The 24901-nt window shown below is 66.8% G+C and carries 21 protein-coding genes and 3 pseudogenes; 12 read left to right on the plus strand and 12 right to left on the minus strand.

Going from position 1 to position 24901, the window contains the following annotated elements; genetic code table 11:
• The first annotated feature begins 41 nt into the window (after positions 1 to 41).
• On the plus strand, positions 42 to 905 hold the full coding sequence (locus ACSJDS_RS18215) for a MurR/RpiR family transcriptional regulator (RefSeq protein ID WP_473034461.1): 864 nt from the start codon (positions 42 to 44) through the stop codon (positions 903 to 905).
• Positions 906 to 928: 23 nt separating this feature from the next.
• On the opposite strand, the gene ACSJDS_RS18220 is transcribed toward ACSJDS_RS18215, so the two are convergent.
• Complete coding sequence (locus tag ACSJDS_RS18220) at positions 929 to 1591, minus strand: ArsR/SmtB family transcription factor (protein ID WP_473034462.1); 663 nt, start codon at positions 1589 to 1591, stop codon at positions 929 to 931.
• A 114-nt stretch (positions 1592 to 1705) separates the two neighbouring features.
• On the opposite strand from ACSJDS_RS18220, the gene ACSJDS_RS18225 reads away from it, so the two are divergent.
• The 4 genes and pseudogenes from ACSJDS_RS18225 (at position 1706) to ACSJDS_RS18240 (ending at position 5324) form a co-directional block, all read left to right on the plus strand.
• A complete protein-coding gene (locus tag ACSJDS_RS18225) occupies positions 1706 to 2059 on the plus strand; it encodes a carboxymuconolactone decarboxylase family protein (protein ID WP_473034463.1) in 354 nt (117 codons plus the stop codon).
• A gap of 108 nt (positions 2060 to 2167) precedes the next feature.
• Positions 2168 to 3024 (plus strand): annotated as a pseudogene (locus ACSJDS_RS18230) (putative selenate ABC transporter substrate-binding protein).
• 12 nt (positions 3025 to 3036) lie between these two features.
• Positions 3037 to 3810: an ATP-binding cassette domain-containing protein gene (locus tag ACSJDS_RS18235; protein ID WP_473034464.1), complete on the plus strand. Its 774-nt coding sequence runs from the start codon at positions 3037 to 3039 to the stop codon at positions 3808 to 3810.
• A complete protein-coding gene (locus ACSJDS_RS18240) occupies positions 3807 to 5324 on the plus strand; it encodes a PhnE/PtxC family ABC transporter permease (RefSeq protein ID WP_473034465.1) in 1518 nt (505 codons plus the stop codon). The genes ACSJDS_RS18235 and ACSJDS_RS18240 overlap by 4 nt, the downstream gene beginning before the upstream one ends.
• A gap of 7 nt (positions 5325 to 5331) precedes the next feature.
• On the opposite strand, the gene ACSJDS_RS18245 is transcribed toward ACSJDS_RS18240, so the two are convergent.
• Both ACSJDS_RS18245 and ACSJDS_RS18250 read right to left on the minus strand, forming a co-directional pair.
• Positions 5332 to 5703, minus strand: a complete 372-nt coding sequence (locus ACSJDS_RS18245) for a RidA family protein (protein ID WP_473034466.1) — start codon at positions 5701 to 5703, stop codon at positions 5332 to 5334.
• A gap of 243 nt (positions 5704 to 5946) precedes the next feature.
• Complete coding sequence (locus ACSJDS_RS18250; protein WP_473034467.1) at positions 5947 to 7449, minus strand: carbohydrate porin; 1503 nt, start codon at positions 7447 to 7449, stop codon at positions 5947 to 5949.
• 349 nt (positions 7450 to 7798) lie between these two features.
• Here ACSJDS_RS18250 and ACSJDS_RS18255 point away from each other — a divergent pair, with 349 nt between their 5' ends.
• The 6 genes and pseudogenes from ACSJDS_RS18255 (at position 7799) to ACSJDS_RS18280 (ending at position 15137) form a co-directional block, all read left to right on the plus strand.
• Positions 7799 to 9070 (plus strand): ABC transporter substrate-binding protein, encoded by a 1272-nt coding sequence (locus tag ACSJDS_RS18255; RefSeq protein WP_473034469.1) that lies wholly within the window; start codon positions 7799 to 7801, stop codon positions 9068 to 9070.
• A 15-nt stretch (positions 9071 to 9085) separates the two neighbouring features.
• Positions 9086 to 10066 (plus strand): carbohydrate ABC transporter permease, encoded by a 981-nt coding sequence (locus tag ACSJDS_RS18260; RefSeq protein ID WP_473034470.1) that lies wholly within the window; start codon positions 9086 to 9088, stop codon positions 10064 to 10066.
• Positions 10063 to 10905, plus strand: coding sequence for a carbohydrate ABC transporter permease (locus ACSJDS_RS18265; RefSeq protein ID WP_473034471.1), 843 nt, complete (start codon positions 10063 to 10065; stop codon positions 10903 to 10905). The genes ACSJDS_RS18260 and ACSJDS_RS18265 overlap by 4 nt, the downstream gene beginning before the upstream one ends.
• A 261-nt stretch (positions 10906 to 11166) precedes the next feature.
• A pseudogene (locus ACSJDS_RS18270) lies at positions 11167 to 12785 on the plus strand (alpha-glucosidase family protein).
• 78 nt (positions 12786 to 12863) lie between these two features.
• On the plus strand, positions 12864 to 13970 hold the full coding sequence (locus ACSJDS_RS18275) for an ABC transporter ATP-binding protein (RefSeq protein ID WP_473034472.1): 1107 nt from the start codon (positions 12864 to 12866) through the stop codon (positions 13968 to 13970).
• Between the two features lie 117 nt (positions 13971 to 14087).
• Complete coding sequence (locus tag ACSJDS_RS18280; RefSeq protein ID WP_473034474.1) at positions 14088 to 15137, plus strand: LacI family DNA-binding transcriptional regulator; 1050 nt, start codon at positions 14088 to 14090, stop codon at positions 15135 to 15137.
• 54 nt (positions 15138 to 15191) lie between these two features.
• Here ACSJDS_RS18280 and ACSJDS_RS18285 read toward each other — a convergent pair whose 3' ends face one another.
• From ACSJDS_RS18285 to ACSJDS_RS18315, 7 genes and pseudogenes are all read right to left on the minus strand, one after another.
• On the minus strand, positions 15192 to 16046 hold the full coding sequence (locus ACSJDS_RS18285) for a universal stress protein (RefSeq protein ID WP_473034475.1): 855 nt from the start codon (positions 16044 to 16046) through the stop codon (positions 15192 to 15194).
• A 91-nt stretch (positions 16047 to 16137) separates the two neighbouring features.
• On the minus strand, positions 16138 to 17151 hold the full coding sequence (locus ACSJDS_RS18290) for an isocitrate dehydrogenase (RefSeq protein ID WP_473034476.1): 1014 nt from the start codon (positions 17149 to 17151) through the stop codon (positions 16138 to 16140).
• Positions 17152 to 17236: 85 nt separating this feature from the next.
• Entirely contained in the window at positions 17237 to 18727 is a 1491-nt protein-coding gene (locus ACSJDS_RS18295) for a SulP family inorganic anion transporter (protein WP_473034477.1), read from the minus strand.
• 343 nt (positions 18728 to 19070) lie between these two features.
• Entirely contained in the window at positions 19071 to 19985 is a 915-nt protein-coding gene (locus tag ACSJDS_RS18300) for a DMT family transporter (protein ID WP_473034478.1), read from the minus strand.
• A gap of 261 nt (positions 19986 to 20246) precedes the next feature.
• A pseudogene (locus ACSJDS_RS18305) lies at positions 20247 to 20984 on the minus strand (slipin family protein); the annotation flags it as partial.
• Positions 20985 to 21039: 55 nt separating this feature from the next.
• On the minus strand, positions 21040 to 22542 hold the full coding sequence (locus tag ACSJDS_RS18310) for an NfeD family protein (protein ID WP_473034479.1): 1503 nt from the start codon (positions 22540 to 22542) through the stop codon (positions 21040 to 21042).
• Positions 22543 to 22851: 309 nt separating this feature from the next.
• A complete protein-coding gene (locus ACSJDS_RS18315) occupies positions 22852 to 23163 on the minus strand; it encodes a putative quinol monooxygenase (RefSeq protein WP_473034480.1) in 312 nt (103 codons plus the stop codon).
• A 98-nt stretch (positions 23164 to 23261) separates the two neighbouring features.
• Here ACSJDS_RS18315 and ACSJDS_RS18320 point away from each other — a divergent pair, with 98 nt between their 5' ends.
• Positions 23262 to 23666 carry a VOC family protein gene (locus tag ACSJDS_RS18320; RefSeq protein WP_473034481.1) on the plus strand — a complete coding sequence of 135 codons (405 nt, stop codon included), beginning with the start codon at positions 23262 to 23264 and terminating at the stop codon, positions 23664 to 23666.
• Positions 23667 to 23972: 306 nt separating this feature from the next.
• On the opposite strand, the gene ACSJDS_RS18325 is transcribed toward ACSJDS_RS18320, so the two are convergent.
• Both ACSJDS_RS18325 and ACSJDS_RS18330 read right to left on the minus strand, forming a co-directional pair.
• On the minus strand, positions 23973 to 24227 hold the full coding sequence (locus tag ACSJDS_RS18325) for a hypothetical protein (RefSeq protein WP_473034482.1): 255 nt from the start codon (positions 24225 to 24227) through the stop codon (positions 23973 to 23975).
• Positions 24228 to 24238: 11 nt separating this feature from the next.
• Positions 24239 to 24730, minus strand: coding sequence for a hypothetical protein (locus ACSJDS_RS18330; RefSeq protein ID WP_473034483.1), 492 nt, complete (start codon positions 24728 to 24730; stop codon positions 24239 to 24241).
• Between the last annotated feature and the right edge of the window lie 171 nt (positions 24731 to 24901).

The raw sequence follows: 24901 nt of genomic DNA on the forward strand, positions 1-24901 counted from the left end.
CCGTCAACTCCCCTATCGCCGTATGGAGACGCTCCCCCACCATGGCCCATCACGATCTGCTTCAGCGCATTCGCCAACGGCTCGATGAACTCAATCGCTCCGAGCGCAAGGTCGCCGACGTGATCCTCGCCGACCCGGCCCGTGCCACGGGCCTGAGCATTGCCAGCCTGGCACAGGCGGCCTCGGTCAGCGAGCCCACGGTCAACCGTTTCTGCCGCAGCTTCGACGCCAAGGGCTACCCCGACTTCAAGATCAAGCTGGCCCAGAGCCTGGCCGGCGGCACGCCCTATGTGAGCCAGGCGGTGGAGCCTAGCGACGCCGCCGTCGACTATACCCGCAAGATCTTCGGCGCCACCATCGCCGCCCTGGACGAGGCCCGCCGCGACATCGACCCGGCGCGCATCGAGCGGGTAGTGGACTACCTGACCCAGGCCAAGCAGATCCACTTCTTCGGCCTGGGCGCCTCGGGCGCCGTGGCCCAGGACGCCCAGCACAAGTTCTTCCGCTTCAACCTGCCGGTGACCTCCTACGTCGACGTACTGATGCAGCGGATGATCGCCTCCGCCTGCCATACCGGCGACGTGGTGGTGGTGATCTCCTGGACCGGCCGCACCCGGGAGCTGGTGGACATCGCTCGCCTGGCGCGGGAGAGCGGCGCCGTGGTGCTGGGCATCACCGCCCCCGGCTCGCCGCTGGCCCGGGAGTGCACCGAAACCCTGGAGGTGGCCACCCCGGAGGACACCGACCTCTACATGCCAATGACCTCGCGGATGATTCAGCTAACGCTGATCGACGTGCTGGCCACCGGCGTCACCCTGCGCCGCGGCGAGGACTTCCTGCCCCACCTCAAGAAGATCAAGGACAGCCTCAAGGAGACCCGCTACCCGGCCGGCGGACGCGACTGAGGCCGGGGCGGCTCCCGGCGAGCTCATTCCAGCGGCAGGCCGGCGGCCTTCCACTCCGGGACCCCGTCTTCCAGGCGACGCACGCGAAAGCCGCGGCGGCGCAGCAGCTGCACCGCCCGGTGAGACGTTACGCAGTAGACCCCGCGGCAGTAGGCCACGATCTCCTGATCCTTCGGCAGCTGGTCGAGCATCGCCTCCAGCCGTTCGAAGGGCAGATTGATCGCCCCGGGCAGGTGTCCGGCCCGGTACTCCTCCTCACCACGGACATCGAGCAGGGCGATATCGCCCTGCTCCAGGCGACGCCGCAGCGCCTCCCGGGAGATCGGCTCCAGCGCCTCGCCGTCCGTCTCCTCATCGGCGAACAGCTGCCCCACCAGGCGCTCCACCTCAGCCAGGTTGCGCTCGGCGATCTCGCGTAGCAGCCCCATCAGCACGACGATCCGCTCGTCGGTCAGCCGGTAAATCATCTGGCGCCCTTCACGGCGCGCCGTGACCAGCCCCGCGCGGCGCAACTGCTGCAGGTGCTGCGAGGCATTGGCCACCGAGAGATCCGCCGCCTGGGCCAGGCTCTCCACCGGCGCCTCGGCCTGGGCCAGGCGCTCCAGCAGCTCCAACCGGTTACCGTTGCTCAGCGCGCGACCGACCTGGGCCAGGGCATCGTACAGCTCGTGTCGAGAAATCGGCATGGGGATCCTCAGCTTTGCATTGTCCCGATGGTACGCCGCGACTTGACAACCTGCGACACGGCCCTCAATAATTCAATCATTCAATTGAATATACATCAAATTGAGGAAACCGCCATGCACAAGGACTGGAACAAGATCACTCAGGACCTCTCCGGGCTGATGCAGCGTATCGGCAAGGAGATCCCCGACGTCACCCGGGGCTTTACTCAGATGGCCAAAGCGGCCAACACCGAAGGGGCGCTTTCCCATAAGCAGAAAGAGCTGATGGCACTGGCCATCGGCATCAGCGTGCGCTGTGACGGCTGCATTGCCTTTCATGCCAAGACCGCGGCGGAGCTGGGCGCCACCCGCGAGGAGGTCATGGAAACCATCGGCGTCTGCATGTACATGGGTGGCGGCCCCGCCTTCACCTATGCCGCCCAGGCGCTGGAAGCCTACGACAGCTTCGCCGAGGGTCAGCAAGGCTGACCCTGCGGCTACCGGACGGCTGGCCGCGGCCCGCTCCCCTGGCGGACTTGCTTGGTGGGCCGCGGCGCACAACAATAGCGGCTCCCTGATGCCTAACGGAGTCACCCCATGCGCCGGATCGCCCTCGCCTTCGCTGCCCTCGCCCTGGTCAGCCATACCGCCAGCGCCGAGACCTTCCGCTTCACCGCCATACCCGATGAGGACCAGGCACGGCTGGTGGAGCGCTTCGGCAAGGTGGCCGACTACCTGGAGGCGCGCCTGGGCGTGGCGGTGGAGTACGTGCCGGTCAAGTCCTACAGTGCCGCCGTGACCGCCTTTCGCAACGACCAGGTGCAGCTGGCCTGGTTCGGCGGCCTCTCCGGCGTGCAGGCCCGCCGCCTGGTGCCGGGCTCCCAGGCGCTTGCCCAGGGCAGCGAGGACGACGCCTTCATGAGCTACTTCATCGCCCACCGCTCCACCGGCCTGGGGATGGCCGACGCGCTGCCCGATGAACTCGAGGGCATGAGCCTGACCTTCGGCTCGCGCACCTCCACCTCTGGGCGCCTGATGCCGGAGCACTTCTTCCGCGAGCGCTTCGACGACATCGACCCCGAGGCCTTCTTCTCCCGGGTGGGCTACTCCGGCGACCACTCCCGCACCATCGCCCTGGTCGAGGCCGGTACCTACGATATCGGCGCGGTCAACTACACCGTGTGGGAGGCGGCCGTGGCCGACGGCCGCGTCGACACCGACCGCGTCGAGGTGATCTGGGCCACCCCGCCCTACCCCGACTACAACTGGACCCTGCGCGGCGACGCCGACGAGCGCTTTGGCGAGGGCTTCACCGAGCAGGTGCGGGCCGCCTTCCTGGAGATGGACGACCCGGCACTGTTGGCGAGCTTTCCCGGGAGGCCTTCATCCCCGCCGACAACGCCCTCTACGCCCCCATCGAGGAAGTGGGCGAGGCGCTGGGCCTGCTGCGCTGAGGTCCGAACGTCATGGAGAGCGAGCAACGCCGGCCTCTGGTCGCCTTCGACGCCGAGGACCTGGGCTATAGCGTCAAGGGGCAGGACGACCGGGTGGTGCTGCCCCGCCTGACCCTGCACCTCTTCGCGGGAGAGCGGATCGCCCTGCTCGGCCAGAGCGGCGCCGGCAAGTCGACCCTGCTCGGCGAGCTGCGCACTCGTCTCGGCCGGCAGGCTGCCTGGTGTCCCCAGCACCACGGCCTGGTGCCCCAGCTCGCCGTCTACCACAACGTCTACATGGGACGCCTCCCGGAGCGCTCGGCGCTGGCCAACCTGTGGAACTTGGTGCGACCGCTGGCGCGCCCCTGGCAAGAGGTGGGCGAGCTCTGCACGCTGGTGGGACTCGCCGACCTCGCGCGCCGCCCAGTGGGCCAGCTCTCCGGCGGCCAGCGCCAGCGAGTGGCCATCGCCCGGGCCTTCTACCAGGGACGCGTGGTGTTCCTCGGCGACGAGCCGGTGGCCAGCGTCGATCCCCACCAGGCGCTGCGACTGCTGGCGCTGATCGCGGCGCGTCACACCACCCAGGTGGTGGCCCTGCACCAGCGCGAACTGGCGCTCTCCCACTTCGACCGGGTCTGGGGCCTGCGCGACGGCCGCCTGGTGATCGATGCGCCTGCCGACGAGCTGACCCTGGCCGACCTGGACAGCCTCTACCCGGATGCAACGGCCGGCTCGTCCAGCGTCGACGACGCCACGCCGGCGGCCCCGGATCCCGAGGCCCTGCCCTGCGCCCGGGGTCGCCCATGAGCGAGGCGGCCAGCCCGCCGCGTCACGGCCGTTACTGGTGGCGCGGCCAGAGCACCGGCCTGCGCCTGGCCCGCCACAGCCTGGCGCTGCTGGCGCTGGCCGTGCTGCTGCTGCCCTTCGCCGACCTGGCCGTGCATACCCGGGACCCGTGGGCGGAGCTCGGCCGCATGGCGCTGGGCCTGGCCTGGCCCGCCTGGGGATCGCTGGAATCGCCGCTCTCGGCCATCGGCCTGACCGTGGCGGTGTCGATCTGGGGGACGCTCGCCGGTGTGGTGCTGGGGCTGCCGCTGGCCCTGCTGTTCCTGCGTTCGCGGCTGGTGCGCGCCGGCTGCGCCTTCGTGCGGGCCATCCACGAACTGTTCTGGGCGCTGCTCTTCCTGCAGGTATTCGGCCTCTCGGCGCTCACCGCCCTGCTCGCCCTGGCCATCCCCTATGCCGGGATCTTCGCCAAGGTCTATGCCGAGATCCTCGAACAGCTGCCGCGGGCCCCGAGCGAGTCCCTGCCGCCCGGCACGGGGCGGCTGTCGCGCTTCGTCTACGTGGAGCTGCCGCTGGCCTGGGCGCAGCTCGTTGCCTACACCCGTTACCGCTTCGAGTGCGCCCTGCGCGCCAGCGTGCTGCTGGGCTTCGTGGGCCTGCCGACGCTGGGTTTCCACCTGGAGACCGCCTTTCGCGAGGGGCGCTACCACGAAGCCGGTGCCCTGCTGTGGCTCTTCTACCTGCTGATCGCCAGCCTCCCCTGGTGGAGTCACCGCGCCTTGATCCCGCTGCTGCTGATCGGCGGCGCCTGGCTGCTGGGCCCCTGGCCCAGCGTGGATGGGGGACTGGTGTGGCGCTTCGTCAGTGAGGACATCTGGCCGGCGCCGCTGCTCGCCGGCGACTGGGCGGGCGTGGGGCAATGGCTCGCCCGCCTTCCACAGCTGGGGCCGGCCATCGGCAATACCCTGCTGCTGGGACTGCTCGGCACCGTGGGTGCCCTGGTGGTGGCCATGGTGCTCTGGCCGCTGGCCTGTCGCCATGTCGGCAATCGCGGCACCCGGCTGGCCGGGCACGGGCTGTTGATCTTCCTGCGCTCCACGCCGGAGCTGATGCTGGCGTTTATCTTCCTGCTGCTGCTGGGCCCCTCGCTGCTGCCGGCGTGGCTCGCCCTGGCACTGCACAACGGCGCCCTGATCGCCTTTTTGGTGGCCCGCCACGCCAACGCCATCCAGCCCGGCATGCCGGGGCTGCCGGCCTCGGGCCGGCTGGCCTACGAGCTGGTGCCGCGGCTCTATCCGGGGCTGCTGGCGCTGCTCTACTACCGCGCCGAGGTGATCCTGCGCGAGACGGCGATCCTCGGCATGCTCGGGGTGGCGACGCTGGGCTTCTACATCGAGGAGGGCTTCGACTACCTGATGTTCGATGTGGCCTTCTTCCTGCTCTTGATCACCGCGACGCTGAACATCGCCGTGGACGCCCTCTCGCGGCGGCTGCGGCCGCGGGAGGCGCCCATGGACGATCCCTGCACCCGCTAGGAGTGCCTCAGTAGCTGTACTCGCCGATCACCAGGGCGGTAACGGTGATCTCCACCTTCAGCTCGTCGGCGGGCATCGGCGCACAGACGCAGGTGCGCGCCGGGGCGTGGCCGGTGGGCACCCAGGCGTCCCACACCGCGTTCATGGCGGCGAAGTCGTGCCCGTCCTTCAGGTAGATCGTCGCGGTGAGCAGGTGCTCCCGGTCGGAGCCGATCTCGGCGAGCAGGGCATCCACGCGCGCCAGCATGCTCTGGGTCTGCTCGGTGATGTCGCCGTGGCGCGCCTCCGGGCCGGCCACCTGGCCGCACAGGTAGGCGATGCCGTTGTGGATCACAGCGCGGCTCATGCGCGCCTTGGTGTCGTGGCGAATAATGGTCATGGACACTTCCCTTAGCGGTTATCGACAGAAAGAAAATCTGCCAGCTGAGTGGCAAGGCAGCCAGTATTACCGGATCATGGCGAATAGTCGATACGTTGGCAGCGTCGAGCACCGCACCGAGCGCCACCCGACGACTCGTCCGGCATGGCCGACTGCTGCACTGTATCGAAAAGCCCGTGGCCTGAGCCACGGGCAAAGATCGAAACCGCAAGCAGGGCCCGGCCTCCTGCCGGGCCGTCTCCCTCAGAACCACACTTCGGTCTGGACGCCGAAGCTCCACTGGCCGCCGGTGAAGCCGTCGTCGCCGAAGCTGCCGTTGAACGCGTTCAGCTCGCTATCCCAGTCGGTGTAGGAGGCGAAGAGACGAATCTCGGGGCGCTGCCAGAAGCCGCCCACCTGGGGCTTGAAGGTGGGCGCGATGGTCAGCTTGCCCCAGTTGCCGCTGACAGCGTTGCCGCCCTCACCCGGGTCGAGATCCATGTACTGATAGCTACCCTCGTACTGCATCTCGAAGTTCTGGGTGATCTCGTTGGCCAGGCGCAGGTTGAGCGTCGCCCAGTCGAAGCGGTCGCCGACGGCCAAGCGATCCCGGCTGGTCTCGGCCAGCAGCGCCGGGGCGACGCGCCAGTTGGGGGCCATGTAGGTGGTGCCGTAGACGCCGAGGCGGGTGGCCTGGGCATCCTCGGTCAGCTCGCCGTTGCTGCCGAGTCCCTTGACCTCGGCCCCCAGGCCCTGGCCGTGCAGCAGCGCCACCTTGAAGTTGCCCTCCCCCAGGCCGAAGAAGCTGTCGCCGTGGTAGGCCACCATGGTGTGCCAGCCGCTGTCGGCGGCCGAATAGTCCTCCCCCTCCATGACCCGCTCATCGTTGTCGGCGGCGGAGAGGCCGTTGACCATGAACTGCCAGTTGCCGATGTAATTGTTGGCGGTGAGGATCAGGCTGTCGGTATCGCCGGTCAGGCCCGGGTTCTCGCGACTCACCGGGAAGTCGCTGAAGCTGCGCCCGTAGAGCGAGAGGTTGGCACGCCAATCGTCGGCCAGCTGGATATCGTAGAGCCCCGCCCCGGTACCGGCCAGGAAGACGAAGTCGCTGTCGAGCCAGTGGATATCGAAGTTGTCGCGGTCGAAGCGCTTGCCCGCCCAGATGGAGGCGTTCTCGAAGGCGCCGGTGAAGGAGGGCAGGTCGCTGAACTCGGCGTAGACCTGGCGTACGTTGAGGTTGGCGTCGTCGTTCCAGTCGTTGCTGGTGGTGGTGCCGTCGGCCAGCATGGTGCGGTAGAGCGCCCTGGCACCGTTGTCGAACTGCATGCGGTAGTTAAGGATCGCCTCGGCATAGGTGTCGGGTTCGTTGCCCAGCCGCCCCACGGCGCCGCCCAAGGATCCCGCCGGGGTCACGTAGGGCCCGCCCGGGAGACTCTTGCGATCCTCGCCCAGCAGCAGGCCGGAGCGGGCGTAGACATTGAAGGAGAAGCCCTCCTCGCCGCTGGCCTGGCGCTCGACCCTGGCCAGCCGCTCCTCCACCTGCTCGGCGGAGAGAGCGCCCTCGGCCCCGGCTTCAGCCTGACGCTCGGCAATCTCGGCGCGCTGCTCGGCAGCGGTGGCCCGCTGTTCGGCGGCGGCGATCCGCGCCTCCAGTTCGGCCAGGCGCTGCTCCAGGCCTTGGCCATCGGCACTGGCCGTAGTGCTCAGGGCGAGCCCCGCGGCGGTGATGGCGACGGCGAGCGGTGTCTTGAACATGGCGGTGTGCATGATGATGCGGTCCTCTTGTTGTTATGAAACGAGTTGTTAGGCAACGTGCCGTTAGGGATTGGGTGCGCTGACCCCGGCCGATCTGTATCGATTAAGTCTGACGCTACAAAAAATCCCGGGGCCGATCGGGGCCGGGTCGAGCGACAAGCCAGACAAAACTTAATCGTTTAAGCCCGATGCCTCAATGTTACCGCCGAAGAATGCAACCAAAGTCTAACGAACGGCATTGCCTGAAGATGACACTTCGACAAAAGTCTAGGTTGATGGCGCCTCGGCCATGGTCTTAACTGTCGCCACGAACTTAATCGTTTAAGACAACCATTTCATAACAACAATCGTGAGGATGCCCATGCTCAAGAAATCCCTGCTCTCCGCCATTGCCCTGGGCTCTGCCGCCCTGACCGCCACGGGCCAGGCCCAGGCCGCCGACCTGACCATCTCCTGCGGCGCCGTGGGTGCCGAACTGACCCTCTGCCAGGAGGGCGTGCGCGCCTGGGAGGCGCAGACCGGTCACAGCGTCGATGTCGTATCGACCCCCAACTCCTCCACTGAACGGCTGTCGCTCTACCAGCAGATCCTCTCCGCCAACTCCAGCGATATCGATGTCTTCCAGATCGACGTCATCTGGCCCGGTCTGCTCGCCAACCATCTGCTCGACCTGCGCGAGGTGCTGGGCGATCAGGCCGGCGAGGGGCACTTCCCCACGATCATCGAGAACAACACCGTGGACGGCCGCCTGGTGGCCATGCCCTGGTTCACCGATGCCGGGGTGCTCGACTACCGCCAGGACCTGCTGGAGCAGTACGGCTTCGAGGCGCCCGAGACCTGGCAGCAGCTCACCGAGATCGCCCGCGATATCCAGGACGCCGAGAGGGCAGCCGGCCACGAGCGGATGCACGGCTTCGTCTTTCAGGGTCGCGCCTACGAAGGGCTGACCGTCAACGCCCTGGAATGGGTAGCCAGCTTTGGGGGCGGCAGCCTGGTGGAGCGCGACGGCGAGATCAGCATCAACAACGCGCGTGCCGCCGCGGCCCTGGAGCTGGCCGCCAGCTGGGTCGGTGAGATCGCCCCCAGCGGCGTGCTCAACTACACCGAGGAGGAGGCACGCGGCGTCTTCCAGGGCGGCAACGCGGTGTTCATGCGCAACTGGCCCTACGCCTGGTCCCTGGCCCAGAGCGACGGCAGCGAAGTGCGCGGCAAGGTAGGGGTGACCCAGCTGCCGGCAGGCGCCGATGGCACCAGCGCCGCCGGCCTGGGCGGCTGGAACCTGGCGGTCTCCCGCTACAGCGACAACCCCGAGCTCGCCGTCGACCTGGTCGCCTTTCTCAGCGGCTTCGAGGAGCAGAAGCGCCGCGCCATCGAGGGGGCCTACAACCCCACCCTGGCGGCCCTCTACGAAGACCCGGCGGTGCTCGAGGCGGTGCCTTTCTTCGGCGAGCTCTACGACACCTTCGTCAACGCCGTGGCCCGCCCCTCGGCAGTCACCGGCGACGCCTACGGCCGGGTCAGCAACGCCTTCTTCAGTGCCACCCACGACGTGCTCTCCGGCAGCCGGAGCGGCGAGCAGGCCGTGGCCGACCTCGAGCGCGACCTGTCACGCGTCAAGCGCCGCAACTGGTAATCCGGGAGCCCTCCCATGAGTACGACCGTCGACGATAGCGCGCCCGCCGCGGCGCGCCTACCGGCCAAGGCCTACCGCAGCACCAAGGTGCGCCGCCAGCGCGTCAAGGCCGCCTGGACCTTCCTGGCGCCGATGCTGGTGGCACTGACCCTGGTGGCCGGCTGGCCCCTCGCGCGCACCTTCTACTTCAGCTTCACCGATGCCTCGCTCTCCGACCTGAGCAATGTCTTCTTCGTCGGCCTGGAGAACTACCTGGTCTACGACGACGGCCGCTGGTACGGCGTGCTCGCCGACCCCATCTGGTGGCGGTCGGTATGGAACACCTTCTACTTCGCCATCGTCTCGGTGTCCCTGGAGGTGGTGTTCGGGGTGATCGTGGCGCTGATCCTCAATGCTCAGTTCAAGGGCCGCACCTTCGTGCGCGCCGCGGTGCTGATTCCCTGGGCCATTCCCACCATCGTCTCGGCGCAGATGTGGGCCTGGATGCTCAACGACCAGTTCGGAATCATCAACGAGATCCTGATGGCGCTTGGCATCATCGGCGACCCTATCGCCTGGACCGCCGACGCCAGCTTCTCCATGTGGGCGGTGATCATGGTCGACGTCTGGAAGACCACCCCCTTCGTTGCCCTGCTGGCCCTGGCCGCCATGCAGATGCTGCCCAAGGACTGCTACGAGGCCGCCGAGGTCGACGGCATCCATCCGGTCAAGGTGTTCTTCAAGGTCACCCTGCCGCTGATCACCCCGGCTCTGATGGTGGCGGTGATCTTCCGCCTGCTCGACGCCCTGCGGGTCTTCGACGTCATCTATGTGCTGACCTCCAACTCCACCAGCACCATGTCGATGTCGATCTACGCCCGCCAGCAGCTGGTGGAGTTCCAGGATGTGGGCTACGGCAGCGCCGCCTCGACCCTGCTGTTCCTGATCATCGCCCTGGCCACCGTGGCCTATCTCTACTTGGGCCGCAAGCAACTCAACCTGGGAGGTGACGCATGACCTCGCGCCAGTTCAACAAGCTCGCCACCCGTGTCGGCTTCTGGGTCCTGGTGGCCTTCGTGGTAGTCGTCGCGGTGTTCCCCTTCTATTACGCCGTGATCACCTCCTTCAAGCCGTCTAGTGACCTCTTCCGGGTCGAGCTTTGGCCATCCACCTGGAGCCTGGCCAACTATGTCCAGGTGTTCACCCAAAAGAGTTTTTTGCAGGCGATCTTCAACTCCATCCTGATCGCCACCAGCGTGGTGTTCATCGCCCTGCTGCTGGGCATCACCGCCTCCTACGCCCTGGGCCGGGTGCGTTTCCGCGGCCGCTCCACGGTGCTGCTGGTGATCCTCGGGGTCTCCATGTTCCCCCAGGTGGCGGTGCTCTCCGGGCTCTTCGAGGTGATTCGCGCGCTGAACCTCTACAACAACCCGGGCGGCCTGATCCTGAGCTACACCATCTTCACCCTGCCCTTCACCGTCTGGGTGCTGACCACCTTCATGCGTCAGCTGCCGATGGAGCTGGAGGAGGCAGCAATCATGGACGGCGCCACGCCCTGGGTGACCATCACCAAGGTGTTTCTGCCTCTGATGTGGCCCGCCATGGCGACCACCGGGCTACTGGCCTTCATCGCCGCCTGGAACGAGTTCCTGTTCGCGCTGACCTTCACCCTCACCGACAGCCAGCGCACCGTGCCGGTGGCCATTGCCCTGCTCTCCGGCGGCAGCGCCTACGAGCTGCCCTGGGGGCCGATCATGGCCGCCTCGGTGGTGGTTACCGTGCCCCTGGTGATCCTGGTGATCATCTTCCAGCGGCGTATCGTCTCCGGCCTCACCGCCGGCGCCGTGAAGGGCTGATTCAAGCACGAAAGCTGGCTGTGCTAGCAGCGTTTGCGCACCTGAATTTGGTTCATCGCAGACTGGCGCGAACTGGCCCTGTGGGAGGGACGGTTCGACGCCTCGACTTTAGCTCGCGAAGTAGCGCGCAGCGCTACCCTTGGGGCGCCTGCGGCGCCTTCGCCCGGCAGAGCCGGCCTCCCACCTTGAAGCTTGCCAAATATGTTCACGCCAAAGTGCGAATAACCTGATTTTTCTTACTTATTAATTATGGAAACCAAGATGCAAGACAGCACCCTCTGGTGGCGCGGTGGCGTCATCTACCAGATCTACCCGCGCAGTTTCATGGACGCCAACGGCGACGGCATCGGCGATCTGAAGGGCATCACCGAGAAGCTCGACTATGTGGCGAGCCTCGGCGTCGACGGCATATGGCTATCGCCCTTCTTCACCTCGCCGATGCTCGACTTCGGCTACGACGTCAGCGACTACCGCGATGTCGACCCGATGTTCGGCACCCTGGACGACTTCAAGGCGCTGCTGGCGAAGGCCCATTCACTGGGCCTCAAGGTGATGATCGACCAGGTGATCAGCCACACCTCCGACCAACACCCCTGGTTCCAGGAGAGCCGCGCCGATCGCACCAACGCCAAGGCGGACTGGTACGTCTGGGCCGACCCCAAGCCCGACGGCACCCCGCCCAACAACTGGCTATCGATCTTCGGCGGCGCCGCCTGGACCTTCGACTCCGCCGGCGTCAGTACTACCTGCACAACTTTCTGACCAGCCAGCCGGACCTCAACTTCCATCATCCGGAGGTGCGTGCCGCCCAGCTCGACAACATGCGTTTCTGGCTGGAGCTCGGCGTCGACGGCTTCCGTCTGGACACCGTCAACTTCTATTTCCACGACCCGGCGCTTCGCGACAACCCGCCGGTGCCGGCGGGCGAGGCCAAGACCCTGGGCGCCCCGGACGCCAACCCCTACACTTGGCAGCGCCACGTCTATGACCTGAGCCGCCCGGAGAACCTCGACTTCCTCAAGGAGCTGCGCGCCCTGATGGACGCGTTCCCCGGCACCACCACGGTGGGCGAGATCGGCGACGACAATCCGCTGGAGCGCATGGCCGAGTACACCGCCGCCGGCGACAAGCTGCACATGGCCTACACCTTCGACCTGCTCAACGCCCCGCGCTCGGCCCAGTACCTGCGGGAAGTGATCGAACGCTTCCAGCGCCTGGCCGGCGACGCCTGGCCCTGCTGGGCACTCTCCAACCACGACGTGGTGAGAAGTGCCACCCGCTGGGGAACCGACGAGGACCCCGTCGCCTACCCCAAGGCGACCCTGGCGATGCTCTTCTCGCTGCGCGGCAGCGTCTGCCTCTACCAGGGCGAGGAGCTGGGCCTGCCCGAGGCCGACGTGCCCTTCGAGCGCCTCCAGGACCCCTATGGCAAGGTGCTGTGGCCGGAGTTCAAGGGCCGCGACGGCTGTCGTACCCCCATGCCCTGGGAGAACGCCGAGGCGGGTGGCTTTACCGCCGCGGGCGTGGAGCCCTGGCTGCCGGTGGAGGCCCGCCAGCTACCGTTGGCCGTGGCCGAGCAGCAGGACGACCCGGACTCGCTGCTCAGCGCCACCCGCCGCCTGCTGGCCTTCCGCCGCGCCCATCCGGCCCTGGTCGACGGCGACCTGAGTCTGGTCGAGGTCGGCAACGACCTGCTCGGCTTCGTGCGGGAAACGGGCGACGAGCGCATCCTGTGCGTGTTCAATCTGACCGGCCAGCCCCAGGAGACCCGGCTACCGCTGACGGTACAGGCGGCCCTCGAGGGGCACGGCTTTCGTCACGAGCAAGACGGCGAGACCCTGCGCCTGCCGCCCTACCAGGCGGCTTGGCTCAGGGTCTGACTCTCTACGGCAACAGACATAACAACAGGCCGGCCCGCGGCGAGACCCTTCATCACCGGGCCGGCAAGGAGACACCCCATGGCAAGCGTCACACTCGACAAGGTCAACAAGGTCTTCGGCAGCACCCATATCATCAAGGACGTCGACCTCGACATCGGCGCCGGCGAATTCGTGGTCTTCGTCGGCCCTTCGGGCTGCGGCAAGTCCACGCTGCTGCGGCTGGTCGCCGGGCTGGAATCGATCAGCGACGGCGAACTGCGTATCGGCGAGACCGTGGTCAACGAACTGCCGCCCCGGGAGCGCGGCGTGGGGATGGTCTTCCAGTCCTATGCGCTCTACCCGCATATGACGGTCTACGACAACATGGCCTTCGGGCTCAAGCTGGCCAAGACCGCCAAGCAGACGGTCCACGAGCGGGTGATGGCCACCGCGCGCATCCTGCAGCTCGAGGAGTTGCTCGACCGTAAGCCCAAGGCGCTCTCCGGCGGCCAGCGTCAGCGGGTGGCCATGGGCCGCGCCATGGCCCGGGAGCCGCGCATTCTGCTGTTCGACGAGCCGCTCTCCAACCTGGACGCCTCCCTGCGGGTGCAGATGCGCAACGAGATCGCCCGCCTGCACCAGCGCCTCGCATCCACCATGATCTACGTCACCCACGACCAGGTGGAGGCCATGACCCTGGCCGACAAGATCGTGGTGCTCAACGCCGGGCGGGTGGAGCAGGTAGGCACGCCCCATGAACTCTACCAGCGCCCGGCCACCAAGTTCGTCGCCGGCTTTATCGGCTCGCCCACCATGAACTTCCTGTCCGCGGAACTGGTCTCCGGCGGCGCCGAAGGATGCCGGGTGGCGACCGATGGTATCGGCGAACTGGCCCTGCCCCAGAACGCCAGCCGCCATGCCCCCGCCGAGGCCCTGACCCTGGGCGTGCGCCCCGAGCACCTGCGCCTGGCCGAGGCCAGCGGCGACAACGCCTTCGAGATCGTCAACGTCGAGTACCTGGGCAACGAGGTCTATGTCTACCTGGAACCCAGGGCCGGCGAGACCCTGCTGATCCACCGCAGCGAGGCACCCAGCCCCTGGCGGGTCGGCCAGAAGGTGGCGCTCGCGCCCGACCCCGAGCATGTCCACCTGTTCGACGGCCAGGACCGCGCGCTTGGCGTCGTCCCGACCCGGGCGGTGGCCTGATGCACGGGGCGTCGCATCACCGCCGGGGCTGCATCCATGGTCGCATTGGCCAAGGTGCGCCATCGCGACTATGATAGCGGGCTAACTGAATCGATAAAGATGGCGAAGGAAGCGCTCGTGTCCACTCCCCGACGTATTACCCTGAAGGACCTGGCCCGGGAGCTCGACGTCTCCACGGCGACCGTTTCCAACGCCTTCAACCGGCCGGATCAGCTGTCGCCGGCCCTGCGCGAGCGCATCCTCGGCGAGGCCAAGCGCCTGGGCTATCGCGGGCCTGACGCCAAGGCGCGCAGCCTGCGCACCGGGCGCTCGCGGATCATTGCGGTGATCCTGGCCGAGAGCCTCACCTACAGCCTCAACGACGCCGTGGCCAGCGAGCTGCTCTCCGGCGTCGCCGAGGTGCTGGACGCCCAGGGCCATACCCTGCTGCTGCTCTCCGCCCGCCAGATGCAGAGCGAACTGCCCGGTGCCGCCAGCATGGCGGACGGCTATATCGTCTATGGCCTGATGCCCAGCGAGACGCTGCTGGCGACCCTGCCGACCCAGGCGCCCCTGGTGGCGGTGGACTTCGACGTCGAAGGCCGTCCTTCGATCCATGTGGACGATGAACGCGCCTGCTACGGAATCGCCCGCCACGCGCTGAGCCGGACCACTCGCCGCCCGGGCATCATCAATCTGCGCCTCACCGCCGAGCCTTGCAACGGCCCCATCGACGCCGGCCGGCGGCTGCTCAGCGCCGAACAGACCATCACCCGCTCGCGGCTCGCCGGCTTCTATCGGGCGCTGGAGGAAGCCGGTCATGACCCCGCCGCCGTGCCCATGTGGAATATCGAGGAGAACACCTTCGAGGTTTGCGCCCCGGTGATCGCGCCGATCCTCGACTTGCCCACCAACGCGCGCCCCGATCTGCTGTTCTGCATGTCCGACCGCATCGCCCTGACCGCCCTGACCCTGGCCGAAAGCCGCGGCCTGCGCATCCCCGAGGCGCTGCGGATCACCGGCTTCGACGGTATCGCCGAGGGGCAGTACCGCGCCCCGCGTCTAACCACGGTACGCCAGGACAGCGTCGAGAAGGGGCGCATGGCCGCCCGCATGATCCTGGGCCTGACCCCGCCCGCCTCCAGCCTGCTGACCACGGAGCTGCTGATCGGCGAAAGCTGCCCCTGAACGCAAGCCGCCGACCCGAGGGTCGGCGGCCTGCGTTTCCTGGCGGCACCAGGCTCAGCGCAGCAGCAGCACCGGCACGCTGGCACGCCGCAGCATGGCGGTGGTGGTACTGCCCACCAGCAGCTGGCGAATCCGCGAGTGGCCGTAGGCCCCCATCACCAGCAGGTCGATCCCGTGCTCCTCCTTGTAGGTGCGCAGGGTCGCCTCCACCTCGCCGGCGCGGATGGCGCCTTCGGCTTCATGGCCGGCCTCGCGTAGCGTCGTCAGCGCCCAGTCGAGCTGAGAGCGGTTGTCACCGGTCTCGGCGCCGACGATCACCACGTGCACCGGAATTCCCTCGAACAGCGGGCTCTGGGCCAGCATCTCCACGCCCTTGCGGGTGGTCTTGCTGCCGTCGAAGGCAAGCATCACCGTCTCGGGGCGTGTGAAGGTATCGGGCACCATCAGGATCGGCCGATGCAGGCTGCGCACCACCCGCTCCAGATTGGAGCCCAGGTGGCCGCTGTCCTGATGGGCGGTCTCGCCGCGCTTGCCGATGACCAGCAGGCGCATCTCCTCCTGCAGCTCCTCCAGGGTCTCCACCAGGGTGCCGTTGCGCTGGCGGATGGCGGGCTCCTCGACGCCGGCCTCCACGGCCCGCTCCCTGGCGGCCCCCAGCATCAGCCGCCCCTGCTCCTGGGCAATCTTGGCGCGCCGCTCGTCGAGGTGGGCGAGCTCCTCGAGCAGGTGCTCACGAGACCCCAGGCCGATATTGCCGGAGAGGTCTGCCTCGGCGGTCTGGGGGTGGTTGTCCACCACGTGCAGGAAGGTCAGCGGCGCCTCGAGCGCCTGGCTGGCCCAGGCAGCATAGTCGCACACGCCCGCCGAGAACTTGGAGCCGTCGATAGCGGCCATCACCTGATCTGTCATTGCATCGTTCCCCTAGCTGGCGTTCATTTCACTATCCCTACGGGCGTTTCTACCGCATCGTCAGGGTGTTGCCTAGGCGCCCCGGCGAGTCTTACGCCGTCAGGTTTACCACCAGGGCCTCGGCGAAGGTGTCGGTGGTACCGCTGCCGCCCAGATCCGGCGTCACCTGGTCGCGAGCCGTTTCCAGCACCTCGCGGATGGCGGTGCGAATCCGGGTGCCCTTGTCCACCATGCCCAGGTGGTCGAGCATGTCCGCCGCGGCCAGCAGCAGGGCGCAGGGATTGGCGAGCTGCTTGCCGGCGATGTCGGGAGCCGAGCCGTGGACCGCCTCGAAGATGGCGGCGTCCTTGCCGATATTGGCCCCCGGCGCCAGGCCCAGGCCGCCCACCAGGCCGGCGCACAGATCGGAGAGGATATCGCCGAATAGGTTGGTGGTGACGATGACATCGAACTGGTGGGGATTCATCACCAGCTGCATGCAGGCGTTGTCGACGATCATCTCCTGGAACTCGATCTCGGGGAATTCCTGGGCGACCTCGCGGGCCACGTCGAGGAAGAGCCCGGAGCTGGTCTTGATGATATTGGCCTTGTGCACCGCGGTGACCTTCTTGCGGCCCTTGCTGCGGGCCAGCTCGAAGGCGTAGCGGACGATGCGTTCGGAGCCGGTGCGGGTCACCTTGATGCTGGCCAGGGCGGTCTCGCCGTCCTCGCTGAGACTCTGGCCCTCGGCCATGTAGGCGCCTTCGGTGTTCTCGCGCACCGTGATCAGGTCGATATCATCGTAGCGCGAGCGAGTGCCGGGGAAGCTGATCGCCGGGCGCACGTTGGCGTAGAGGTCGAAGTGGCGGCGCAGCTGCACGTTGATCGAGGAGAAGCCCTTGCCGATGGGGGTAGTCAAGGGCCCCTTCAGGGCCACGCCATACTCGGCGATCTTGTCCAGGGAGGGCTGGGGAATCAGGGTGCCGTGCTTCTCCAGGGCGCCCAGCCCCGCCTCCACGAAGTCGAACTCGAGCCCGCAGTCCAGGGCCTCCAGCACCTTGAGGGTCGCGTCCATGATTTCCGGGCCGATGCCATCGCCTTTGAGTACCGCTATCGTTTGACTCACCAGTGCCTCCTCGTCGAATCAGTGTGCGCCGGTATGGTCGAACACGGCGCACCGCTTGACCAGCCCGGCGAAAGTGGCATGCGCCTCAGTGCCCGCCCATCAGCTTCTCCACGGCGGCGGGGTCGTCATGCACCGCGTAGCGGTCGACGATGGTGGCGCTCGCCTCGTTGAGGCCCACCAGCTCCACCTCGGTGCCCTCGCGGCGGAACTTGATCACCACGCGGTCCAGGGTCTGCACGGCGGTGATATCCCAGAAGTGGGCGCGGGAGAGGTCGATGGTGACCTTCTCCACGGTCTCCTTGAAGTCGAAGGCGTTGCCGAAGCGCTCGGAAGAGGCGAAGAACACCTGCCCCACCACCCGATAGGTCCGATGGCGCCCCTCATCGGTCTCTTCGGAGCCGATATACAGGATGTTGCCTACCTTGTTGGCGAAGTTCATGGCGGCGATCAGCACCCCGACGAAGACGCCGATGGCCAGGTTGTGGGTCGCCACGGTGACGATGACGGTGGCGACCATCACCACGTTGGTGCTCATCGGATGCTGCTTGAGGTCCTTGATGGAGCTCCAGCTGAAGGTGCCGATGGAGACCATGATCATCACCGCCACCAGCGCTGCCATGGGGATCTGCGACACCCAGTCCGAGAGAAAAACTACCAGAATCAGCAGCACCACGCCGGCCACCAGGGTGGAAAGCCGCCCGCGGCCGCCGGATTTCACGTTGATCACCGACTGGCCGATCATGGCGCAGCCCGCCATGCCGCCCAGCAGGCCGGAGCCGATGTTGGCGATGCCCTGGCCCTTGCACTCGCGGTTCTTGTCGCTCGGGGTATCGGTGAGGTCGTCGACGATGGTGGCGGTCATCATCGACTCCAGCAGGCCCACCACGGTGAGCATCAGCGCATAGGGCAGGATGATCCACAGGGTCTCGAGGTTGAGCGGCACGTCCGGCCACAGGAACATCGGCAGGGTATCGGGCAGCTCGCCCATGTCACCCACGCTGCGGATCTCCATGCCCGAGATCATGTAGACGGCGGTGAGCACCACGATGCAGACCAGCGGCGAGGGAATCGACTTGCCGATCTTCGGCAGGTAGGGAAAGCCGTAGATGATGGCCAGGCCGGCGATGGTCATGGCGTAGACATGCCAGGTCACGCCGGTGAGTTCCGGCAGTTGGGCCATAAAGATCAGGATCGCCAGGGCGTTGACGAAGCCCGTCACCACCGAGCGCGAGACGAAGCGCATCAGCTCGGCGAGCCTGAGATAGCCCGCGATGATCTGCAGCACCCCGGTGAGCAGGGTAGCGGCGAGCAGATACTCGAGACCGTGGTCGCGTACCAGGGTGACCATCAGCAGCGCCATGGCGCCGGTGGCCGCCGAGATCATGCCCGGACGGCCGCCGGTGAAGGCGATGATCACCGCGATGCAGAAGGAGGCGTAGAGGCCCACCTTGGGGTCCACGCCGGCGATGATGGAGAAGGCGATGGCCTCGGGTATCAGGGCGAGGGCCACCACGATACCGGCGAGGGTGTCGCCCTTCACGTTGGAGAACCAGGTCTGTCTTAAGGATTCGAACATGTGACCGTCCAGTGGAGCGTTATTGTCATGCCGTCAGGCGCCAGGGGGTCTTGCGTGCGACACCATGCCGTTGGCCGCACCCTGAAGGGTACGGAGGCAGGAGGGTCGCCATCGGGTAAAGCAGAAAGGCACAGCGCGCCCGAGGCATCAGCGTGATGCCCAGCAGCCGCACTGCCAGATTGCGGGAGGAGTACGCTAGGGCGGCGTGGCCAGCCCTGTCAGGGGAGTCATCACGGTGTGTCGTTCCCTTGTTCTTTACGATCGGGGCTTGCCGATCGCGCTATTCGATCGGCCACGCTGTCAAAGGTCCAGGCGACCGCCACGTCAGGAGCGCGGCATTCTATCAGACTCGATGCTGCGCTGCATCCTGGCCGCGCAGCCGCTTCTCCAGGCGGCGCTCATAGAGGCCCTTGGCGACCAGGGTGCCGAGTACCAGGCCGCCGCCCACCAGGGCGATGGGCGCCGGCCGCTCGGCGAGGATCCACCACACCCAGAGCGTGCCCACCACCACCTCGAGCAGCATCAGCAGGCCCACCTCGGCGGCGGGCAGATAGAGGGGGCCGCGCTGGATCAGGGTGAAGCCCAGCGGCAGCAGCACCAGGCACAAGAGCACCAGCAGCAGCAGGCTCTCCGCCGGGGGCAGAGCCAGGCCGCCGGTCACGCTGCCCACCAGGGCGGCCACGCCGGCCACCAGCAGCCCGGAGAGGGTCAGCATGGGGCTCATGTCGATCCCCGGACGGGTTCGGCAGAGGGTGAAGTTGGCGGCCAGCGAGGTCGCCGCCAGCAGCGCGAAGCCGTTGCCGATCCAGGAGCCCTCGCCGGCATCGTCGAGCACGATCAGCGAGGTGCCCAGCAGGCAGAGCCAGATCGCCAGCCAGGTCCGCCGCGGCAGCCGTTCACCGAGAAACAGGCGCGACAGCAGCGCGGCGATCAGCGGCGCCCCGGCCAGGATCATCAGCACGTTGCCGCCCTTGGTGTACTGGTTGCCGAGCACGAAGCCAAAGGTGGAGCAGCTGAACAGCACCGCCACGCCGATGCCGGTCCAGCCGCAGCGCCGGTAGGCCTGCAGGGTGCCGGCGCCGTGACGCAGCAGCATGATGGCGATAAAGCCCAGTGCCGTGAGCAATCCCCGCCAGACCAGGATCTCGGCGTCGGGAAGGCCGATCAGTTTGATCAGCAGGGCGTCGGGAGAGATGATCAGGGCGCCGCCGCCGGTCAGCAGCAGCCCCTGCTGGCGATGTGAAAGCGAATGAATCAAGGCGACCCCGTTGCCGGAAGCCCCGTCGCGGGGGTCGTTGAAATGGGCGTCTTATCCCTTGTCACGCCCCTCGTCGTTCTGGTCGTCCCTGTCCGCATGCTTGTCTGGCTCCTGGTGAGTGTCCGGGTCCGGCTGATCGACATCGTCCTGCTGGAGAAACTCGGCCTGCTCGGCCTCGGCCTGCGCCCGATCCGCTTGGTAAGGGTCCGCGCCGTTCCCGGCAGGGGTTCCGCCGCTGCCCCCGGGACGCAAGGCGCCGCCCATCTGCTTGAAGGCGTCCATGAGATCGATGGGCAGCGGTACCACGATGGTGGAGGCGTTCTTGTTGCTCATATCGTTCATGGTCTGCAGGTAGCGTAGCTGCAGGGCCGCCGGGTTGCCGGACATGATATGGGCCGCCTCGACCAGCTTCTTGGAGGCCTGCAGCTCACCCTCGGCGTGGATCACCTTGGCGCGCCGCTCGCGCTCGGCCTCGGCCTGGCGGGCGATGGCGCGAATCATGCTGTCATCCAGGTCGACGTGCTTGATCTCCACGTTGGCCACCTTGATGCCCCAGCCTTCGGCCGAGCTGTCGATGATCTCCTGAATGTCGTCGTTGAGCTTGTCGCGCTCGGAGAGCATCTCGTCCAGGTCGTGCTTGCCGAGCACCGAGCGCAGTGTGGTCTGGGCGAGCTGGCTGGTGGCATTGACGAAGTTCTCCACCTGGATGATCGCCTTCTCCGGGTCCACCACCCGGAAATAGAGTACCGCATTGACGCGCACGGTGACGTTGTCCTGGGAAATGACGTCCTGCTCGGGCACGTCCATGGTGATCACCCGCAGGTCGACCACCTCCATCTTCTGAATCCCGGGGATGATGATGATCAGGCCCGGCCCCTTGACCGACTGGAAGCGGCCGAGGAAGAACACCACCCCGCGCTTGTACTCCGGCAGGATACGAATGGCCGCTGCCAGAAACATCAGTACCAGTACCAGCGGCACGAGATAGGTAATCAACATGGTCGCGACTCCTTGGCAGTTCCTTGGCTTACGATGTCATGGCCGCAGCCGATGGCTACGAACCGGATGAGTGGGCCTCGGCCGGAACCACCTCGACGGTCAAGCCGTCGATGGCCACGACCTTGAGCGACTGCCCCCGATGGATCGGCTGGCTCGCCTGTGCCCGCCAGCGCTCCCCGTGGAGGCGCACATGGCCCTGTCCCTCGAAATCCTCCAGCGCCACGGCCTCGGCGCCCACCAGCTCCTCCTGTCCGGTACGCACCCGGCTGCGACGCAGCCCCACGAACCGGGTCATCACCCACAGCATCAGCAGCGAGGCCAGGCCCGCCACGCTGGCGATCATGGGAATGGAGATGTGCAGAGTGTCGGCATCCATCAGGATCACCGACCCGATCACGAAGGCGACGATGCCTCCCGTACCCAGTATCCCGAAACTGGGCATCAGCGCCTCGCCGACGATCAGCGCCAGGCCCACCAGGATCAGTGCCAGGCCGGCATAGTTCACCGGCAGCACCTGGAAGGCGAACAGCGCCAGCAGCAGGCAGATGATGCCGATGGTGCCCGGCACCAGGCTACCCGGGTTGGACAGCTCGAAGATCAGCCCGTAGAAGCCGATGATCATCAGGAAGTAGGCGACGTTGGGGTTGGTGATCACCTGCAGCAGCTGGGTGCGCCAGTCGGGATCGAAGCGCTCGATCACCAGATCAGCAGTCTCCAGGGTGCGCTCGCCATCATCCATCACCACGGTGCGGCCGTCGATCTGCGCCAGCAGGTCCTCGATGTTTCTGGCCACCACGTCGATGACATTCTTCTCCAGGGCTTCACGAGAGGTCAGGTTGACCGCTTCACGAACCGCCTCCTCGGCCCAGTCGGCGTTGCGGCCGTGACGTTCGGCCAGCCCACGGATATAGGACACCGCGTCCTCGAGCACCTTGCGTTCCATGGCGGTCTCGCCGCGCCGCGGGCTGTCGGCGGCCTCGCTGCGCTCGTCGGCCTCCTCGCGCATCTCGTCGTCATCGGGCAGCGCCTCGTCATCGTTGGCACCTTGTTCTTCGCTCGCCTCGTCATTGGTATCATCGGCGCGCGCGTCGTTGTCGTCATCGTCGTCGTCACCGATGCCCGGAAAGCCGCCTCCCATCTGCACCGGCGTGGCCGATCCCAGGTGCGTGGAGGGCGCCATGGCGGCGACATGGCTGCCGTAGATCAGGTAGGTGCCGGCGCTGGCGGCCCGCGAACCGCTGGGCGACACATAGATGGCCACCGGGACGCTGGAGGTGAGCATGGCGCGGATCATGTCCCGCATGGAGGCATCCAGGCCGCCGGGGGTGTCCATCTCTACCACCACGATCTCGGCGTTCCCTTCGGCGGCCCGGCTCAGGCCGCGCTGGAAATAGTCGCTGGTGGCGGGGCCGATGGCGCCGTCGATGGTCATCACCAGGGCGGTGCGCTGCTCCTGCTGGGCGTGGGCATGCCACGCCATCAGCCCGCCCAGCACCAGGCAGAGCAGGCTGAAGAGAAGCACCAGGCGATGAAACAGGGAGGCACGGAGCACGCTCATGATGACCCTTCCTTCCGGTAACGGCAGCTGTCCTGTGTGAGTGTCTCCGCCGCGGTTGGTTCAGCGTCTTCTGATTCCAGCCTAGCAGGGCAGGCAAGGCGACGCCGAATCGAATCAAGGCTATCGCAGTTGGCGACAACGAAGGGCGCCGGGGACAAGCCAGAGAGGAGGTCCTACGCCATGGATGGCGTCGGTAGCGCCCAGGGAAGGGTTCACAGCGCCTCCTCTCAGGCTTGTTGCCGGATCAGCCCCGAGCGATGGAGCTATCTGCGATAACCCTGCGAATCGAATGTCGGCCTGGCGCCTGGGTCAGTGAGCGACCGCTCGCGGCTGGGTGGCCAGCACGTCGGCGCGAATCACCCGCTGTTCGGCGATCAACGGATTGACCACCTCCCGGCAGGCCAGGTAGTGGGGCGTCTGCTTGTGGGCGGCGAGCGCCGCTTCGTCGGCGTAGATCTCGTAGAGGTGAAAGAGGTCCGGCGTGTCGCGATCCTCGATGACGTCGAAGGCATGACAGCCCGGCTCCTCGCGTACCGAGGCGGCGGCATTGGGCAGCATGGCGGCCAGGAAGGCGTCGCGCTGGCCGGGCTTGAGGCGGGTCTGGACGATGATGCAGTACATGGGCGGACTCCTGTCGGAAGCGATGGGGTTGTGGTTAAGGGATATTTATGAAAACATTTTCCACAAATACGTGAAACCCTGACCCGGAGATCGAGCCCATGCAACGCCCCGCCCCGCTCAACGGCATGCGCCATATCGCCCTGCAGGTACAGGACCTGGAGGCGTGCGAGCGCTTCTACGTGGATATCCTGGGCATGCGCGTGCTGAGACGCGCCCATGAAGACCTGGTCTACCTGACGCTTGGCAACGACAACTTTTCCCTGAGCCGCGCCAAGGCCGACACCGGCGGCGACCCGCAGCGCCTGGATCACTTCGGCTTCGTGGTCGACACCCCGGAGGACGTGGATGCCTGGCACGACTACCTGCAGGCCAGCGGCGTCGAGGTAGTACGCGGCCCCCACGATCACGGCGACGGCGGCCGCAGCCTCTACTGCCGGGACCCCGACGGCAACAGCGTGCAGCCGCTCTACCACCCCAGCGTCTCCGGCCAGCGGCTGCGCTGACCCCCTTCTCTCTCGTTGGCGGCCTGCTGGCCGCCGGTTCACTGGCATGCCCGACATGCTGGCTCTTCGGGTGCCACCGCTGGCGGTGGCACCTTTTTTGGTTCTTCGCACTTTAGCGTGAACATGTTTGGCGAGCTTCAAGGTGGGAGGCCGCGGTTCGACGTCTCGACTCTGCCGGGCGAAGGCGCCGCAGGCGCCCCATGGGTAGCGCTGCGCGCTACTTCGCGAGCTGAAGCTCCCTCCCACAAGGCCCATTCACGCCAGTCTGCGCTGAACCCTTTTTTTCATCAGTCGAGCAGGGCCGGGCTAGAGGTCATGCGGTTCACCCGCATAGCGTCGCTGCACCTCCACCACATAGGCCGAGAGCGCGGCCAGCTCCTCGCTGTCCCAGCCCATCGCCTCGGCCGCCATGGGGACTACCATGCACATCTGGACCATCTCGTCGGCGTGCACCTGGTCCAGGCCGAACATGTTCTCGCCCATGGCCACACGATGCGGATAGGGCTGCTTGAAGGTTTCCAGATACCCCGCATCCTCAGCGTGGCAGGTGGCGCAGGACATGTTGTTGGCGCTCAGGGAGTTGTCGCGAAACAGCTCTCGACCCAGCGCCAGCAGCTCGGGTCGTTCGTGCCGTCCTCGCTGTAGCCCGGTGAGTAGCCCTCGGGGCGCTGGATATCACTGGTATCCGCTTCGGCTTCCGCTTCTGCCTCGGCTTCTCCCTCTGCTTCAGCCTCCCCTTCCGCTTCGGCTTCTCCCTCTGCTTCAGCCTCCCCTTCCGCCTCGGCTTCTCCCTCTGCCTCGGCTTCTCCTTCTGCCTCGGCTTCTCCTTCTGCCTCCCCTTCTGCCTCAGCCTCGCCTTCGGCCTGCCCTTCCGCCTGGGCGCTGGCCAGCAGCAGCGTCTCTTCCGACAGGGACGCCAGCCCCCTGTCGCCCGAGGTATCGTCGGCGGTGACCTGCAGCGCCACGCCGCCGGCCGCCATCAGGGCCAGGGCCGGTGCCGTGTAGGCCAGCTGTCGACTGAGGCGACCCAGCAGTCTGCGGCGTTTCTCGTCATGCTGTGACATGATCTCTACCTCCCTATGGCAATCCATAGCAAGTTGTTGATTGTTAAGATTGTATTATGATCGCTCCCTAATGAGAGGGCACCGCCGACTGTCGACGGTAGGCTTTGGTAGGCTGAGACAGCGAGACCTTACAGCCGGAGACAGACTGGATACCGATTGGCGCCTGCGCAT

It is taken from the genome of Halomonas sp. SL18_1 (assembly GCF_055755715.1).

Coding starts and splice junctions, on each gene's coding strand:
- ACSJDS_RS18295 (WP_473034477.1), bottom strand. CDS start 18,727: ATGTTCGAATCCTTAAGACAGACCTGGTTCTCCAACGTGAAGGGCGAC.
- ACSJDS_RS18265 (WP_473034471.1), top strand. CDS start 10,063: ATGACCTCGCGCCAGTTCAACAAGCTCGCCACCCGTGTCGGCTTCTGG.
- ACSJDS_RS18310 (WP_473034479.1), bottom strand. CDS start 22,542: ATGAGCGTGCTCCGTGCCTCCCTGTTTCATCGCCTGGTGCTTCTCTTC.
- ACSJDS_RS18285 (WP_473034475.1), bottom strand. CDS start 16,046: ATGACAGATCAGGTGATGGCCGCTATCGACGGCTCCAAGTTCTCGGCG.
- ACSJDS_RS18240 (WP_473034465.1), top strand. CDS start 3,807: ATGAGCGAGGCGGCCAGCCCGCCGCGTCACGGCCGTTACTGGTGGCGC.
- ACSJDS_RS18220 (WP_473034462.1), bottom strand. CDS start 1,591: ATGCCGATTTCTCGACACGAGCTGTACGATGCCCTGGCCCAGGTCGGT.
- ACSJDS_RS18215 (WP_473034461.1), top strand. CDS start 42: ATGGCCCATCACGATCTGCTTCAGCGCATTCGCCAACGGCTCGATGAA.
- ACSJDS_RS18235 (WP_473034464.1), top strand. CDS start 3,037: ATGGAGAGCGAGCAACGCCGGCCTCTGGTCGCCTTCGACGCCGAGGAC.
- ACSJDS_RS18250 (WP_473034467.1), bottom strand. CDS start 7,449: ATGCACACCGCCATGTTCAAGACACCGCTCGCCGTCGCCATCACCGCC.
- ACSJDS_RS18330 (WP_473034483.1), bottom strand. CDS start 24,730: ATGTCACAGCATGACGAGAAACGCCGCAGACTGCTGGGTCGCCTCAGT.
- ACSJDS_RS18320 (WP_473034481.1), top strand. CDS start 23,262: ATGCAACGCCCCGCCCCGCTCAACGGCATGCGCCATATCGCCCTGCAG.
- ACSJDS_RS18325 (WP_473034482.1), bottom strand. CDS start 24,227: ATGTCCTGCGCCACCTGCCACGCTGAGGATGCGGGGTATCTGGAAACC.
- ACSJDS_RS18245 (WP_473034466.1), bottom strand. CDS start 5,703: ATGACCATTATTCGCCACGACACCAAGGCGCGCATGAGCCGCGCTGTG.
- ACSJDS_RS18255 (WP_473034469.1), top strand. CDS start 7,799: ATGCTCAAGAAATCCCTGCTCTCCGCCATTGCCCTGGGCTCTGCCGCC.
- ACSJDS_RS18315 (WP_473034480.1), bottom strand. CDS start 23,163: ATGTACTGCATCATCGTCCAGACCCGCCTCAAGCCCGGCCAGCGCGAC.
- ACSJDS_RS18275 (WP_473034472.1), top strand. CDS start 12,864: ATGGCAAGCGTCACACTCGACAAGGTCAACAAGGTCTTCGGCAGCACC.
- ACSJDS_RS18225 (WP_473034463.1), top strand. CDS start 1,706: ATGCACAAGGACTGGAACAAGATCACTCAGGACCTCTCCGGGCTGATG.
- ACSJDS_RS18260 (WP_473034470.1), top strand. CDS start 9,086: ATGAGTACGACCGTCGACGATAGCGCGCCCGCCGCGGCGCGCCTACCG.